The organism is Pseudoalteromonas prydzensis (genome assembly GCF_001661495.1).
Lineage (GTDB): Bacteria > Pseudomonadota > Gammaproteobacteria > Enterobacterales > Alteromonadaceae > Pseudoalteromonas > Pseudoalteromonas prydzensis.
Window position 1 is genome coordinate 571617 of the sequence record NZ_BDDT01000002.1, and the last position, 14916, is coordinate 586532.

16 protein-coding genes and 1 pseudogene are annotated in these 14916 nt (G+C 40.6%); 9 read left to right on the forward strand and 8 right to left on the reverse strand.

Going from position 1 to position 14916, the window contains the following annotated elements; all coding sequences use genetic code 11:
• Positions 1-17 precede the first annotated feature (17 nt).
• Entirely contained in the window at positions 18-2240 is a 2223-nt protein-coding gene (locus A7968_RS06885) for a CapA family protein (RefSeq protein ID WP_227008893.1), read from the reverse strand.
• Positions 2241-2496: 256 nt separating this feature from the next.
• On the opposite strand from A7968_RS06885, the gene tyrR reads away from it, so the two are divergent.
• Positions 2497-4053 carry a transcriptional regulator TyrR gene (gene tyrR, locus A7968_RS06890; RefSeq protein ID WP_064665823.1) on the forward strand — a complete coding sequence of 519 codons (1557 nt, stop codon included), beginning with the start codon at positions 2497-2499 and terminating at the stop codon, positions 4051-4053.
• Positions 4054-4079: 26 nt separating this feature from the next.
• Here the strand turns inward: tyrR and A7968_RS06895 are convergent, their stop codons facing one another.
• Positions 4080-4574, reverse strand: coding sequence for a hypothetical protein (locus tag A7968_RS06895; protein ID WP_064665824.1), 495 nt, complete (start codon positions 4572-4574; stop codon positions 4080-4082).
• A 109-nt stretch (positions 4575-4683) separates the two neighbouring features.
• On the opposite strand from A7968_RS06895, the gene A7968_RS06900 reads away from it, so the two are divergent.
• Complete coding sequence (locus A7968_RS06900; protein WP_064665825.1) at positions 4684-5220, forward strand: thioesterase family protein; 537 nt, start codon at positions 4684-4686, stop codon at positions 5218-5220.
• Positions 5221-5258: 38 nt separating this feature from the next.
• On the opposite strand, the gene A7968_RS06905 is transcribed toward A7968_RS06900, so the two are convergent.
• A complete protein-coding gene (locus A7968_RS06905) occupies positions 5259-5912 on the reverse strand; it encodes an OmpW/AlkL family protein (protein WP_064665826.1) in 654 nt (217 codons plus the stop codon).
• Positions 5913-6153: 241 nt separating this feature from the next.
• Between A7968_RS06905 and A7968_RS06910 the strand changes: the two genes are divergently transcribed.
• The 4 genes from A7968_RS06910 to A7968_RS06925 all read left to right on the forward strand — a co-directional run bounded on the left by A7968_RS06910 (position 6154) and on the right by A7968_RS06925 (position 9919).
• Entirely contained in the window at positions 6154-7572 is a 1419-nt protein-coding gene (locus A7968_RS06910) for an MATE family efflux transporter (protein WP_064665827.1), read from the forward strand.
• 72 nt (positions 7573-7644) lie between these two features.
• The gene (gene dapE, locus A7968_RS06915; protein ID WP_064665828.1) at positions 7645-8835 is read left to right on the forward strand and encodes a succinyl-diaminopimelate desuccinylase; all 1191 of its coding nucleotides are present in this window, start codon (positions 7645-7647) and stop codon (positions 8833-8835) included.
• Between the two features lie 150 nt (positions 8836-8985).
• Positions 8986-9417 (forward strand): GNAT family N-acetyltransferase, encoded by a 432-nt coding sequence (locus A7968_RS06920; protein ID WP_227008894.1) that lies wholly within the window; start codon positions 8986-8988, stop codon positions 9415-9417.
• Positions 9418-9439: 22 nt separating this feature from the next.
• Positions 9440-9919: a GNAT family N-acetyltransferase gene (locus A7968_RS06925; protein ID WP_064665830.1), complete on the forward strand. Its 480-nt coding sequence runs from the start codon at positions 9440-9442 to the stop codon at positions 9917-9919.
• A gap of 28 nt (positions 9920-9947) precedes the next feature.
• Here A7968_RS06925 and olsF read toward each other — a convergent pair whose 3' ends face one another.
• Positions 9948-11666 (reverse strand): bifunctional ornithine lipid synthase OlsF, encoded by a 1719-nt coding sequence (gene olsF, locus A7968_RS06930; protein WP_064665831.1) that lies wholly within the window; start codon positions 11664-11666, stop codon positions 9948-9950.
• A gap of 177 nt (positions 11667-11843) precedes the next feature.
• On the opposite strand from olsF, the gene A7968_RS06935 reads away from it, so the two are divergent.
• Together A7968_RS06935 and A7968_RS23705 are read left to right on the forward strand one after the other, a co-directional pair.
• Positions 11844-12764, forward strand: coding sequence for a 2-hydroxyacid dehydrogenase (locus tag A7968_RS06935; protein ID WP_064665832.1), 921 nt, complete (start codon positions 11844-11846; stop codon positions 12762-12764).
• 87 nt (positions 12765-12851) lie between these two features.
• A complete protein-coding gene (locus A7968_RS23705; RefSeq protein WP_263973403.1) occupies positions 12852-12983 on the forward strand; it encodes a hypothetical protein in 132 nt (43 codons plus the stop codon).
• 34 nt (positions 12984-13017) lie between these two features.
• Here the strand turns inward: A7968_RS23705 and A7968_RS22865 are convergent.
• The 3 genes and pseudogenes from A7968_RS22865 to A7968_RS06945 form a co-directional block, all read right to left on the reverse strand.
• Positions 13018-13170: pseudogene (locus tag A7968_RS22865) on the reverse strand (Smr/MutS family protein); the annotation flags it as partial.
• 93 nt (positions 13171-13263) lie between these two features.
• Positions 13264-13509, reverse strand: coding sequence for a hypothetical protein (locus A7968_RS23525; protein WP_064665936.1), 246 nt, complete (start codon positions 13507-13509; stop codon positions 13264-13266).
• Between the two features lie 99 nt (positions 13510-13608).
• Entirely contained in the window at positions 13609-14061 is a 453-nt protein-coding gene (locus A7968_RS06945; protein WP_064665833.1) for a hypothetical protein, read from the reverse strand.
• A 99-nt stretch (positions 14062-14160) separates the two neighbouring features.
• On the opposite strand from A7968_RS06945, the gene A7968_RS06950 reads away from it, so the two are divergent.
• A complete protein-coding gene (locus A7968_RS06950; RefSeq protein ID WP_064665834.1) occupies positions 14161-14544 on the forward strand; it encodes a response regulator in 384 nt (127 codons plus the stop codon).
• Between the two features lie 65 nt (positions 14545-14609).
• Here A7968_RS06950 and rpsT read toward each other — a convergent pair whose 3' ends face one another.
• Positions 14610-14870: a 30S ribosomal protein S20 gene (gene rpsT / locus A7968_RS06955; RefSeq protein ID WP_016708897.1), complete on the reverse strand. Its 261-nt coding sequence runs from the start codon at positions 14868-14870 to the stop codon at positions 14610-14612.
• Positions 14871-14916 lie beyond the last annotated feature (46 nt).

The following is a 14916-nucleotide window of genomic DNA, read 5'->3' on the forward strand; positions in this document are numbered from 1 at the left end:
GCTCCAAAAAAATACGGTTAGTTATAAGTGCTGTACGTTAGTTTAAGTGTAGTAGGAGACACTGAATTTAAACGTAGAAAATCAAAGCCATGGAGTTTCTCTGTACGCCAAATAGACTCTGTTAAGGTGACTTTTTGCTGCCATGAGATCATAGCTAAATCATCCAGTGCTAAACTGGCTTCGCCGCTGCTAGGCGGAAAATGACGAAAAGTAACTTTGATACCCCGTGGAGGTAATTGATCAGGTCCTAAGGTGAGTTCATCAGAAGGCAATGAAAAATCATAGCTTAGTGTTTGCCAATCGTGGCTGCCTGCTGGCTGAATATCTATAAGTTGGCTTGAGAACTCAAAGCCACCTTCGGCGGTGGTATACACCATTTTTACATCCAGCTTGCCAGCATTGTCAGCTTTACTATAACCAAATAAGCTGAAGTCTTTAAATACATCAATCGAGCCAGCATCGTTAGGCAATTCCATGGCGCGAATAGTTTGTCTAAATGGGATAAGCGATGGCGTGTTATCGAATTGACTACGCGCGGAGCATAGTGCTTGTTGGCCTGAGCGTGCTTTGCTAATACAGGGTGTAACACTGTCGCCAGTATGATCCCAACGTGCCACTTCTAATTGCTCGTCATCGTTATCCCAATCTTCGAAGTCTCCGAAGATCATTAAATCACGGCCTAATGTTATGTCATTAGCATTACCGTCAACGATTTCTATTTTAGATAAAAATGCGTTTGTTGATGGCGCAAAGTTACGTAAATCAATAATGGTTTGCTCCGGGGGAATGGTAATAGTTTCAGTATGTTCGCTGACGGTGGCTTGGTTTTTATTGAAAAACACATCAGCATAGCCATTACGTGGGATCAGCGTGATGTTGTCATCGGAAAATTCACCTAGGCGGCGTAACAAGTAATCACTTAAAAAGCCATTGATAAATTTAGGCTGGTAACCTTCAACATAGATAGGGTAAGCGAATGCACGGGTGGTCATTGGGGTTGCATCTTTATCTACACTAACTAATACCGCGACTCCGAGTAATGTTTCTAAACGGTCTTGATCAAATACAAAGTTTCCTAGGCCTAAAATAGCGGGCACGCCGTTAAACGAGGCAAATCCTTGGGCAATATGAGGGTGGTGTGCAATAAGCAAATTGGTTTGCTGGTTGGATAAAGCATTGAAACGGCCTTTTATGTATCCACTTGGCTCATAAGTATATTCATCACCACCGTGCATTTGAGCTATTACATAATCACTATTTTGCGCAGCCTCATTTAGGTAATTAGTCACTAATTCTGTTTCGGTTAAATCAGCGGCGCCGCCTTTAGTTGCATCAGTAACATAGCTAATTTGGTGTTCTTTACCTGTGATAGAAGTTGCTGAAAAGAGCGCTAATTTTAGCGTTGCTACGTTCATATATTCAGGTTGATAAGCACTTGCTATAGTTTTTCCTGCGCCACTGTGTGCAATCCCAGCACTGGTTACTTCAATTAAAGTATCGTCTAAACCATCTTCTAAAAAATCGTAAACATGGTTATTACCAAGCGCCACATAATCAATACCGATAGCCTTTATGCCATCAAGGGTCTCAGGCAGTGAGAAAAAGCTAAATTCTTTGGTTGGGTGCGCTGCTTCAGGACTACTTGTAATTGGAGTTTCTAAGTTGACCGATGAGAAGTCTGCGGCTTTAAAAAAAGGGGCAACAAACTGGGTTAAGGCTTGGGCGTTTTCACTGGCAGTCGCTGGGCGAATAAGTGCGCCTTCAACATCGGGAATATTGGCTGTCATGGTCGCCAGCGAAGGGTCTAAAAAGCGGCGTGCAAACATGGTGTCACCAGCAAAAAGTAAGCTGGCAGCATTGCTCGTTTTAGTCACTAAGCTGAGCTTTTGGGGGTTGTTATTGCTAATAACACTAATCGTCGCCGTGATAGGAAAGTAATTGCCATCATTGATCAATAAGCGATGGTTACCAATCGTGATAGCTGAGTAGTTTATTTGACCATTAATATCTGTTTGATACGATTTTCCTGCAAAATCAACTGTGATCGCAGCAACCGGGTTTCCTTGCTCATCAGTTATTGTAATGGCGCCATTAAAGGTTTGTTGTAAATAATCATCCCGCTGTTGGGTTTCATCTTTCTGAGCTTGTGTATCTCCCGCATCATAAGGGTCTTCGACCTTACAGCCGACGATAACTAGGACTAAGATAACAGAAAAAAGTATATGTTTTTTGATTTTCAAGTAGGTCTCATTATCATATCGGTTACATTTGTTAGTTCTTTTTCATTATACTTATTTTTTTGTCTAAAATATACTAGCCAAGTATTTGAGTTTTCCTTTCATTATTCATACTAAACTATAGCCACTGTGCAGCAAATAGAGGTATTTATTGACACTGTTATTTCATTTGTCCAAAAATCTTTACAATAGACTATCCTCAATAGTGGAGTTCGCGTATTATTCGCGACATATAGGTTTTCTCTTTCTTGAGGGTGTAATGCGTTTAGATATCCATTGTGCAGATCGTATTGGTATTGCACAAGAAATACTCAATATTTTAGTAAACTACCAAGTTGATCTTAAAGGTATTGAAGTAGATTCTGTAAACTGTCGTATGTATGTGAGTTTTCCACCGATTGAATTTGAGCAATTTCAAAAAATCATGCCTTCAATTCGGTTAATTGATGGTGTGCAGGATGTACGTACCACAGCTTTTTTACCTTCTGAACGTGAGCATAATGAGCTCAATACATTATTGCGTGCGCTACCAGATGGGGTGATCTCAATTGATGCCAAAGGCTGGGTGAGATTATGTAATGATGCTGCGTGTAAAGACTTGCAGTTGAGCGAAAAAGAAGTAATTGGCGCAAACATTAATAATCTACTCAAAGGCTTTAATTTTACGCGTTGGTTAGAGAGTAAAGAAGTATTAGGGCAAACAACCCGAGTAGAAGTTGCGGGTGAAGATTTTATTGCTGACATATTGCCAATTGCAGTGCCACAAGGAAATGAAGGTGATGTACTCGCTGGTGCGGTGATCAATATCAAATCACAAAGCCGTTTAGGTCAGCAAGTCAGTGCGTTTCGCCGTTACGGACAAGAAAGCTTTGCAACCATTCATAACTTCAGTACTGCGATGCGTCGTGTGGTACGTGAAGCGCGAAAAATGGCACAACTTGAAGCGCCCATTTTAATAACTGGTGAAACCGGCACTGGTAAAGAGTTATTAGCGCGTGCGTGTCATTATGCGTCTAACCGTTCGGTAAAACCGTTCATTGCGTTATCGTGTGCGTCATTACCTGATGATGTCGCTGAATCTGAGTTATTTGGTTACGCTGGCTATGAAGAAAATGCTGCGCCAAAACGCGGTGTGCTTGAGCAAGCAGATGGTGGCACGGTATTTTTAGATGAAGTAGGCGAGATGTCTACCCAGCTACAAACTAAGTTACTACGCTTTTTGCAAGACGGTACATTTCGTAAAGTTGGCGATGAAAACGAAGTAAAAGTGAATGTGCGGATCATTGCTGCAACACAAAAAGACTTGCCGGCAATGGTACAAGAGGGCGTTTTTAGAGAAGATTTATACTACCGTATTAATGTACTCACATTGGAAATCGCTCCTTTACGAGATAGAAAAGCAGATGTTGGCCCATTAGCTGAGCACTTCATTCAAAAATATGCGCAGCAAAATGGTCATGCTATTCCGGAACTATCAGCTGAGTGTTTGTCTTTTCTGCAAGAATATCCGTGGCCTGGTAATGTTCGTCAGTTAGAAAATGCAATTTATCGTGCTGTATCATTATTAGATGATAATGAGCTGCGCGTTGAGCATTTACAATTACCTACCTTTACTCATGATTTAGGTTATTTAGAATCTGATTTTGAAGGGTCGTTAGATCAAGCGGTAAAACGCTTTGAAGCGACTTTACTGCGAAAGCTCTATCCTGCGTATCCAAGCTCTCGGCAGTTAGCTAAGCGGTTAGGCTTAAGTCATACTGCCGTGGCGAACAAGCTTCGCGACTATGGCATTAATCGCAAAACAGTAAAGGTTTAACTTACTGATAAACATTAAAGCATGGGCTACTGTTTGGTGCCCATGTCTTTCGTAACGCCATCGATGGCAATGTTATCAATACCATTACCGTCAGGGTTAAACTTAATGATAATGCTGATGTTATTGCGGGCAAAAAAGTAGTCTTTATTATCAAGGCTAATAACATAATTTCCTTTCACGGGTTCTTTAAATTGGCGCTTTTCTAGTTTGATGGTGTGTTCACCAATTTGCCAAATAAAGCCCTCAAAAAAGCCATTATTAAACTCTTGCACCCACACTTGTTGGTCATCTTTGGCAAGCGTTATCGCGATGGAATACGATTCTGGTAACGCCATTGAGTATGTTTTGCTACCAATGGTAAATTGCTCATCAGCTTGTTGCCAATTAAAGCCAAACTTAAATGGTTTCTCAGCCCCTGTTGGGTAGCTTATGGTGCCTGTTCCTGGGTAGTTAAAGTCAGCCCACGCACTGTTGCAGCATAGCAGTAGTAAAAACCCAACAGAGAAAATCACTTTATTCATTATTGTTGCTACTTTTTATGATTATGAACCGTGAGATTAGAGCAGAATATTCTCCAATGCAATACGCTATGCTACACTTGGTCAATTGTTAACTGGTAAGACCTTTATTGTGAACTTATATTTTCGCCTTTTATTATTGTTTTTTAAAATCAAACGTAACCGTGATTACCAATCATTGTTAGAGACAGTAGACATAGAATACAAAGCACTGCCTAGTGATTGTGATATTAATTTGCATCTGACCAATTCACGTTACTTAGCAATGATGGATTTAGCGCGTACATGGATGACTGAGCGCGTTGGGCTGCTTAATACCATCATGAAAAAGCGTTGGTTTCCTATTGTGAATGCCACTGCCATTACCTATATCCGAGATATTAAGCCCATGCAGCGTTACACTATCAGCACTCGCTTAGTTGGTTGGGATCATAAGTATTTTTATATTGAGCAAAAATTTCACTCTGCGCGTGGTTTACATGCGATTGCGTATGTAAGAGGCGTATTTAAACGTAAGCGTGGTGTGGTCAGTGTCGAAGAAATGTTAGAGGCGGTTAACTTTGATGGTGTTGCGCCAATTCTGCCGCCAGAGATCATGCACTGGAAAGAAATGTTAGAGCAGAAAAAAATAACAAACCTTCCCAGCTAATAATATAAAAAGGCCGTTAGGCCTTTTTTAGTGGCTAATTAAAAAGCGTATTTTACCCCTAACATTGCAACAACAGGGTCAATTTTCACTGTTGACGTTAAAGCTTGTGCGCCATCTGCGTAAACAGTTGCATCAGTTTCGATATCGATAACTGATACCATGGCATGTAAGCCCCAGTTTTCATTCATCATATAGTTAAAGCCTGCTTGGGCTGCAAAGCCAAAAGAATTGTCTAATTTAACTTCTACGTTATCAGTGCCTAATGTTGCTTTGAGTGCATCCGTTGGTTGCTCATCAAAAAACACCGTGTAGTTAATACCTACACCAACAAACGGGCGAAACGCATAGCTGTTATCAAAGAAGTGATACTGGGCAAACAATGTCGGTGGTAATTGTTTAATATCTGCAATTTTATTGCCTGCTAAACCGCCGGTACCATTTACGTTGTGGTCAAAAGGTGTGGCTGTAACTAGCTCAAGTACCCACTTGTCATTAAAAGCATAGTCGATGGTGACACCTAGTTGGGTATCCGCACCGCCTTTTAAGCCAAGAGTAGGCGCTTCATTTATTGCTGAGCTACTGTTGTCAGGGTCAACACTAATAGCACCTACATTAACGCTAAAGTTTGCACTAGCAAAAGGAGAGGCTATTAAAAGTGAAGTGAGTAACGCTGCGCTAAGTTGTTTTTTCATGCTGTTCTCCGAGAACTCTATTTTTTGAATTGACGCTATTATCAATTAATCGAAAAATAAAAAGCTGTTCTAGATCAAGCTTTATCACCCTGCATTTAGTGCTGTTGCGTTTATTTGATGTAGATTAAGCTTTGCTTATTTGAGCACTGAAACTTATTGACATGGGACTCTTTTTTTTTGCGCAATTCATCAAGAGGTCATAGAAATAAGGTATACTTGTGGTTCAATACAAGGGCATAAAATGAACGATACTAACCACCTTTTTTTATCTGGCTCTATCAGCAAAGCACTGTTAAAACTTGCCGTTCCTATTATTCTTATCAATATCTTGCAATCAGCTTATCAATTAACCGATGCTTTTTGGGTTGGCCGCTTAGGCGCAGCGCAAGTGGCGGCTGTGTCTGTCAGTATGCCGGTAACTTTTTTAGTGATCGCAATAGGCTCTGGACTTGCGATGGCTGGCGCTATTTTATCCGCGCAATATATGGGCGCAGGCCAGCAAGATAAAGTGAATCATGTTGCCGCACAAACCGTACTGATGGTGACAGTGACAGCGATTATATTAGGGGTAATTGGCTATTTATTATCACCTTACTTTTTGCACTTGCTCGGTGTTGAGGATGCGGTTTATAGCGATGCTTTAAAATTCATGCATGTGTCGTTTGCAGGTGTGGTGTTTGTATTTATTTATGCCATGTTTCAGGCCTTAATGCGCGGGATTGGGCAAACAAAAGTGCCCTTGATCATAGTGACAGTGACCGTGCTGTTGAATTTTGTACTCGATCCGCTATTTATTTTTGGCTATGGCAGTTTTGAAGGCTTAGGCGTAATGGGAGCGGCATTAGCCACCTTAGTGACACAAAGCTTAGCGGCCATTGCTGGGATTATTATATTTTTACGTGGTCGTCATGGTATTAAGCTTAAGCTATCAAGTTTCGCCCCTGATTACAGTTATATAAAACAGGCATTTTATTTAGGCGCGCCAGGCTCTGTTGAGCTCTCTGCGCGTGCATTTGGGCTTATTATTATGTCGTTCTTGGTGGCCAGTTTTGGCACTCAGACCATTGCATCTTATGGTGTTGGCTCTAATATTTTGCAGATGGTGATGATCCCAGCAATGGGGTTGTCTATGGCTGTTTCTACCTTGGTTGGGCAAAACATGGGGGCTGGCAATCCACACAGAGCTGAACAAATTACTAAACTGGCAGTGCTGTGGGGCTTATGTGGCCTATCTTTTATTGGTGTACTTGCTTATCTATTTGCGCCTCACTTAGTGGCATTTTTTATTCCTGATGATCAAGCTGTGATCAGTAAAGGAGCCGAGTTTATTCGGGTTATGTGCTTAACTTGGGGTGGTATTGGGGTGCAGTTATGTGTCGTTGCTGCATTTAGAGCATCGGGGAATATGCTTAATGCAATGTTATTGGCATTGTTTTCTCAATGTGTGGTGCAATTCCCTGCGGCGTATATTTTGTCAAAACACACGGCACTTGGCGATCAAGGGATTTGGTACTCGTTTGCAGTAACCAATGTGCTCGTTGCTGTGGTGTCATACTTGTGGTTTGTGCGTGGCCGTTGGCAGCAAACAAAGCTCACTAAAGACGATAAAGACATCGCTCAAGTCACCCAAGAAGCATTTATCGAAGAAGGTGCACACTAATCCGCGTTTTCATAAAGCGGTCATAATCTCAGGTTGTAATGAGTACACTTTATTTTAATTGGTGTGTTTATTATGACCTTTGCAGCCCAACCTCACATTCTCCAGCGAGCAACCCAAAGTAATGCTGTGGTTGACGATTTACAAACGCTGATCAAGTTCAAATCTGTGACGCCTCAGCAAGCAGGCGCAATCGATTGGCTTAGTGCGCAGTTAAATGCACTAGGTTTTGATTGTGACCAATTTACCTTTAATAAAGTGACTAATCTCATTGCCAAAATTAGCTTTGGTGATGGGCCTAACTATGCTTTTTCAGGTCATATAGATGTTGTGCCAGCCTCTGGTGGGCCGTGGCGAGTAGAGCCATTCTCTGGGGAGATCATTGACGGTGCTATATATGGTCGCGGTAGCGCTGATATGAAAGGAGGCGTTGCAGCTATGTTATCAGCAAGTCGCGCTTTAGTAAGCCATACGGCGAATAAGCAAGGTACTTTTTATTGGTTGATCACCTCAGATGAGGAAGGTGAAGCCGAATATGGTTCACTGCTTATTGCTGAGCGTTTAGCACAACAAGGTGTGCAATTAGCGGGTTGTATTGTGGGTGAACCAACCAGTCACTTGCAGGTGGGTGATACGATCAAAAATGGCCGTCGTGGGGCGCTTTCAGCGCAGTTAACAATTAAAGGTAAGGCTGGTCATGTTGCATACCCTGAAAACACCTTAAATGCAGCTCACCTAAGTGCCGATGTAGTAAAGCGCTTAACTACGATTAACTGGCTACGTGATGAGCCCGGCTCTAAAACCAGTGTGCAAGTCACTGGAATTAATGTTGCAAATGTGGTCGATAATATGGTGCCAGCATGGTGTGAAATGACATTTAACATCCGGTATAGCCATGGTTACAAAAGCAGTGATATAAAAAATGAAATTCAACTTTCGCTCGCTGATTTACAGCACAATATAGATATTCAGTGGCAGCGTCCTTGTGAATCCTATTATACCAGTCATCAAACACATAATTGTTTATTAGCAAAAGTAGAGCAAGCGGTTTTTGATATAACCGGGAGTTACCCGTTATTAAGTACCAGTGGCGGAACTTCTGATGGGCGTTTTTTTGCTAACCAATACACGCAAGTCATTGAATGCGGTGTGAGAAACCATACTATTCATCAAGTAAATGAACATGTAGCAATTAATGATTTACTTAAAATAGAGCAGATCTATACGCGCTTATTAGAGCAAATATTCATTTTAGTTGAGAGGTGAATTAATGTGGTTTGCTTCTTATTCAGGTAACCATATTTTTTGCTAGAAAAATAGTTTCTCAGTGGTATTTTTATGCATTAAAGTATATTTTAGGTACTCCATTTCGTGATTAGTTTGGTCTATTTAAGGAATAATAAATTAATGATAAGAATGGCTAAGAAAGATGATTTAACGGCAGTTTTAAAATTATATAAAGAGCTGCGCCCAGCAGATCCAGAGTTAGACAGTAATCTTGCCAAACAAGCATGGCAGGCGATGATCGAAGACCCTCAAACCTTTTTGATCGTTGCAGATATAGCGGGCGAGCTTACTTCAACATGTACTTTGACTATCAATAAAAGCATCGCCAATAGCGCAAGACCATTTGCAATGATAGAGCATGTAATTACGGCAAAAAAATTTCGTAGACAAGGTTTGAGTCGCCAAGTATTAGAATTTGCAATTAGTACAGCATGGCAACAAAATTGCTGCAAGGTTATGCTGTTATCAGGCGAAAAACTAACAGCAGCACACGCTTTATACGAGTCAGTCGGGTTTCAAGCCGGTATTGAAAAAGGCTTTGTAATTAAACCAACCTTATAGCTTAGAAAGGTTGGATGTAAAAATGACAATAAAATTGATCAATGATCAAACTTGGTCTGCAGTGTTAAAAATTCAAGCACAGGCATACTTAAGTGTTGAGCCTGAAAGTTTAGCTGTGCTGAAAAGTAAATGGTATAACTCGCCCGAAAGCTGTTTTGTTTACCAGCAAGACGAAAGCATTGTTGGCTATTTGTTAGCACATGCTTGGCATAGTGACGCGCCGCCAAAATTATTTCAGCCATTACCAAGAGAGACGACAGGTAGTACTTTATTTCTTCATGATCTAGCTGTATCTAAAAGTGCATTAGGTCGTGGAGTAGCGACATTGATGTACCAACATTTGCATCAGCATGCTTTATTATCGGCATACCAGCAGATCAGACTTGTGGCTTTACAAAACTCAGTGGGATTTTGGCAGCGACAAGGCTTTGAGTATGTAGAGCAAAGTATCAGTAGCAGCTATGGTACGGATGCCTATTTGATGCAGGCAAAACTTTATTAATCTAGGGGTTAAGCGTACTGCTATGAAGCTAAATTGATTCTTTGCCTAAGTATCTTTTTGCTTTGCCTTCTTTTACTTTTTCAAGATCAACAAGTACTAAGCCATCAATGCAGTTGTTGAAATCTGGATCAACACTAAAACTTAAAAACTGTACGCCGCCAGACTCACATAGTTCGGTGTATTGTTTAAATAGAGTAGGCACTTGTGCGCCCATATTGGCAAGAATATGCTTCAACTCAACAAAGTCTTCTTTAACATCATCACCACAAAATAGGTTTTGGCATTGTTTAAACTGCTGCTCAGTCAGTTTAAACTCATTGTTAGGGGTGGCGAGTTTTTGCGCAGTACCATAATAATGTTGATAGTAATGTACTAGCAGCGCTTTAGCTTGCTCTGGCAGGGCGTTTGAAACACTCACCGCACCGTATAAATAGCGATATTGTGGATAGTTTTGAATAAATGCGCCGATGCCATACCATAAATATTCAAGGCTTTTACGCCCCCAATATTTAGGTTGCACAAAGCTGCGGCCAAGCTCGATACCCGCCTTGAAATAGGGGGTCATTTCATCACTGTAGGCAAATAAGCTGTCAGTATATAGACCTTTGCGGCCGTGTTTATCAATAATAGCTTGCGCGCAGGCTAGTCTGTACGCGCCAACCAGCTCAAGTTGTGAGCCATCCCATAAAACCAAGTGCTGATAATCCATATCGTACTTATCAATATCACGACGCTTACCACTGCCTTCACCAACGGTACGAAACGAAATCTCTCGCAATCGGCCAAGCTCTCTAAAAATCGGTGAGCTGCCTTGATATTGATAAAGGTATATTTGCATGCCATCTTGGGTACTCCCTAAACGTTCGCATTGCTCTATGGCTTTTTTAAGTTCTTTGCGACATTCAGGCGTGGCAATAGGGGTTTGAGTTTTCAGTGGTAAGGTTTTTTTTGAAGTAAGCATATACAGCTGCTTACGGATAAGGTTTACCACCTCTTTGTCTTTTAGGTTTTCTATTAAATAAGATTCTGGCGGAATAGACGCGCCAATTTCAAACTCTAATGACTTTTGTCGTTGCTTAAACATTTCTTTAACCAGTAATAAACTCGCTAACGGCTTGTAAATCATCGAGGTACCATAAAATAGTGGGCTATTTTTGGCTTTAATAAAAATGGGCAGAATAGGGCAATTCGCTTTTTTGGCGATCCGTAAGAAGCCACTGTTCCATTTACAGTCTTTAATACCTGTTGGGCTTAGTCGTGATACTTCCCCCGCAGGGAAAATTAAAAGTGCTCCTTCATCCCTTAGGTGTTGATGAATATTGGTCAACTCCTGCTTCTTGCTCGTACCAGATAAATTATCCACGGGTAATAATAATGAATGCATTGGTGTGACTGACATCAGCATGCGATTTGCGACGACTTTTAAATCTTTACGTACACTTGATAATACTTTAATTAATGCCAGTGCATCTAAAGAGCCAATAGGGTGGTTAGCAACAATAACTAACTTACCTTCACTTGGAATATGCTCGATTTGTTTTGGTTTATAACGTGTATCAAAATCGAGTTCATCAAGTACTTGCTCAACAAATTCTATTCCTTGTAAATGTGGGTATGCATCACCAAAGGCAACAAATTCTTGCTCATGAAGTAAATAACCTAAGCCCTTTTTCACTAACCCTTTTACTTTAGGGGAATTTTCTAACTGTGGTAGGTTTGCTGCGATTACTTTATCAACACTGATCATAATTACCTCATCGTCATCTAGCGTTCAATCTGTGTTCAGCATAAAAGCTTGCTATGACAGTTAGGTTGCAGTTGTGTGACTGTTTAAATAGTCGCGGCAACACATTGTTTTCTAGTTAGATAAACAGTATTGATTAAGGTTATACTGTTCAAAATTAACAACGATGAAAGTATCAACATGCATGTTCTTGTGGCTATAAGTGGGCGAGATTGCAGTAAAATTATTGCAGCACTCGCAGCTAAATTACCGGATATAACTATTTCACAATGGCCTGATTGTGAAAACTTAACCGATGTTGAGTTTGTGATTGCTTGGCTTGCGCCAGCACAGATGTGGCCGCAGCTGCCAAACCTAAAAGCTGTCTCTTCTTTTGGCGCAGGCGTTGATAGCATCGATATGAATTTAATCCCTGATAGCGTTGCTGTAACACGGATAGTGGATGATAACTTAGCTGAAGATATGGCCGAATATGTACTTACTCATACTTTAGCGCACAAACTCAGGCTTAAAGAGTACTTTATTAAACAGCAAAACCAGTTGTGGCAGCCTAAGCGCGCTTTTAAACATCAACATGTGGCTATGCTTGGTTTTGGTGAGTTGGGGCAACGTTGCGCTCAACGCTTAGTTGCTAATAATTTTAGCGTCACTGCCTTTTCGCAAAGCCCTAAAGATATTGCTGGGGTAAATAGTATTCATCAACGCAGTGACTTGGCGAAAGCGCTACCGCGAGCTGATTATTTAGTGTGTTTATTGCCACTTACAGCACAAACCAAAGGGTTTATTAATCGTGATTTATTAGCACAATTACCGCCACACGCGGTGGTAATAAATGTAGCCCGTGGGCAGCATGTCGTCGAAGAGGACTTACTGTGGGCATTAGACAATCAGGTTATTCGTGCAGCAACGTTGGATGTCTTCGAGGATGAGCCTTTAGCAGCCGAACACCCATTTTGGCACCACCCAGCAATTACTATCACCCCGCATTGCGCAGCACTCTCTGATGTTGACAGTGTGACGCAGCAAATTGCTGAAAATGTACAGCGCTTGCAAACAGGCAATAAACTAATTAATAAGGTTGATAGAACAAAAGGTTATTAATAATTGATGAATACATATTGTTAACATATGTTATTTTGGTTAACCTAGGTAGGTATCTTTATAATAAAAATAACAATAAGGTTTATTATGAAACAGCAACAGGGTGGTGTAAAACTCAGTATTATTGTGATCTCTATTATTTTAATGGGCGTGTCCGCATGGTTTAACCAAGCTGGTGCGAATGAGCAAGCTGAGGTTATACAAGAGCAAACACAATAATAAGCTTTACTCAGCGCTCATTATTTACACCGGGTCAGCGTTTACTGTGACGCTCCCGGTTTTCACTCTTTTTCTCATCACTTTTCTTTATCAATACATAGGTTGCGCCACTTCCTCCATGGTGTCTCAATGCACTATGAAAAGCTAACACGCAATCAATTTCCTGTAGCCATTTGTTGGTATAACTTAGTTCATTTTTCTGCCCAAGTTCTTCCTGCGCAAAAAAATACCCTACTGAGTAAAACTCAGTAGGGTATATAAAATTATCTTGGGAGAGATATTAATTCTGCGGCACATTTAACTGGCCAAAAGTATAAACTTTGAACAGGTAAAAGGTGTTGATCAACACTAAACTCATGTTTGAAATAACACTCGATGACATTAAATCCAAGCTAAATGATAAAAACAGTAGTACGCAGGCGCTGATCGCCGCGACACGCAATATTGTTAATTGATTGATAAAAAATGCCCCTAATCCTAGGGCTAACAGTATAAAATTTAAAAGCCAATCTAGCTCGTTTAGCATGGTTGTATCAGTGTTCATGTGTTGAAAAAAGGAGCGCCATTATGGTGATAAATTGCGCACCTTTCAACCAAGTAATTTTATATTTTCAGATTAGTTTTTTTAATCCAAAATTAATTTATTTAAAGCTGAAAAAAAGCCAGCTTGTTCAGTTACTCGATATTTGTGACAGGTCTCAGGTTGTTTATTGTTTTGGCATAAATACAGGCTATTACGTGCTAAATCGGCATTTGGTTGTAAATTTGAATCAAATAGCATTGCACCGTAACCAAATACTCCGGGCCAATACACACTTTGTGTAACTAGCCCTAGTTTTTCATAGGTTAATAATTGCGGTTTAGGAATAATTAAAATAGTGCAAACAACGACAATGGCAGCGATAAGCCCGGTACGGCTTTTTTTGGTTACCGGTAACTCAGGACTAACAGCACTCGACGTTGGCTGGGGAGCTGCGCGAGTTTGGCTGGTGGCTTTGCGCTTGTTAGTTGATGCCGCTGGTTTTTTTCGTTGTGGGGTTTTTCCTAACAAGGATTGTTTTTTTATTTTGTTCGACATAAAGCAAATCTGGCCTTTTAAGCAGAGCTCTCTATAATGAGATTATTAAATTATATACATAATAACTTAAACCTAGTTCATAACCTACGGGGATCAACTATGAATACGCAGCTTTCAATTTTAATAGTGGATGATGTGGGAACAGTGCGTAGCTTTCTTAATCAAACACTCATGCACTTAGGCATTGAAAAAGTTAAAGAAGCATCAACAGCTGCACAATGCATCAGTGCATGTCAGGCGGCTGATTATAATATTATTTTTTTAGATATAGAATTGCCTGACGGCGACGGTAAAGAGATTATTGCCCAGATCAATGAGATAAACCCTGAAACCAATGTGGTAATGGTCTCGGCTCATTCAACGGTTGAAAACGTTAAAGATGCAATTGAAAAAGGTGCTAAAGGGTTTGTTGTAAAGCCGTTCACCCCTAAAAAAATTGCCGCTATGTTGAAAAAGTTTTACCCAGATTTAGAAGTCGTGTGATGAGGTAAATAGCAGATATAAAAAAACCGGCCTAGGCCGGTTTTTTATATTCTAGCAAAAACAAATTATAGCGCTTTGATCTTAGCTGCTAAACGGCTCTTATGACGAGCTGCTTTGTTTTTGTGAATTAGACCTTTAGTTGCATAACGGTCTAAAATAGGTGTAGCAACTGCGAAAGCTTGCTGTGCAGCTTCCTTGTCGCCCGCTTCAATAGCAACAACTACTTTTTTGAAGTATGTACGCATCATTGAACGACGGCTTGCGTTATGCTGACGGTTTTTTTCGCTAGTGATAGCGCGTTTTTTTGCAGACTTGATGTTAGCCAAGGTTTGCTCCTAACAATCTTAAAATAAGCTTAATTTAAAGGCCGTG

Bases quoted from the DNA above. Each gene is read 5' to 3' on its own strand.
- A7968_RS06920 (WP_227008894.1), top strand. From the start codon at position 8,986: ATGGCTAAGAAAGATGATTTAACGGCAGTTTTAAAATTATATAAAGAG.
- olsF (WP_064665831.1), bottom strand. From the start codon at position 11,666: ATGATCAGTGTTGATAAAGTAATCGCAGCAAACCTACCACAGTTAGAA.
- tyrR (WP_064665823.1), top strand. From the start codon at position 2,497: ATGCGTTTAGATATCCATTGTGCAGATCGTATTGGTATTGCACAAGAA.
- A7968_RS06910 (WP_064665827.1), top strand. From the start codon at position 6,154: ATGAACGATACTAACCACCTTTTTTTATCTGGCTCTATCAGCAAAGCA.
- A7968_RS06925 (WP_064665830.1), top strand. From the start codon at position 9,440: ATGACAATAAAATTGATCAATGATCAAACTTGGTCTGCAGTGTTAAAA.
- A7968_RS06945 (WP_064665833.1), bottom strand. From the start codon at position 14,061: ATGTCGAACAAAATAAAAAAACAATCCTTGTTAGGAAAAACCCCACAA.
- A7968_RS06950 (WP_064665834.1), top strand. From the start codon at position 14,161: ATGAATACGCAGCTTTCAATTTTAATAGTGGATGATGTGGGAACAGTG.
- A7968_RS06905 (WP_064665826.1), bottom strand. From the start codon at position 5,912: ATGAAAAAACAACTTAGCGCAGCGTTACTCACTTCACTTTTAATAGCC.
- dapE (WP_064665828.1), top strand. From the start codon at position 7,645: ATGACCTTTGCAGCCCAACCTCACATTCTCCAGCGAGCAACCCAAAGT.
- A7968_RS23525 (WP_064665936.1), bottom strand. From the start codon at position 13,509: ATGCTAAACGAGCTAGATTGGCTTTTAAATTTTATACTGTTAGCCCTA.
- A7968_RS06895 (WP_064665824.1), bottom strand. From the start codon at position 4,574: ATGAATAAAGTGATTTTCTCTGTTGGGTTTTTACTACTGCTATGCTGC.
- A7968_RS06935 (WP_064665832.1), top strand. From the start codon at position 11,844: ATGCATGTTCTTGTGGCTATAAGTGGGCGAGATTGCAGTAAAATTATT.
- A7968_RS23705 (WP_263973403.1), top strand. From the start codon at position 12,852: ATGAAACAGCAACAGGGTGGTGTAAAACTCAGTATTATTGTGATCTCT.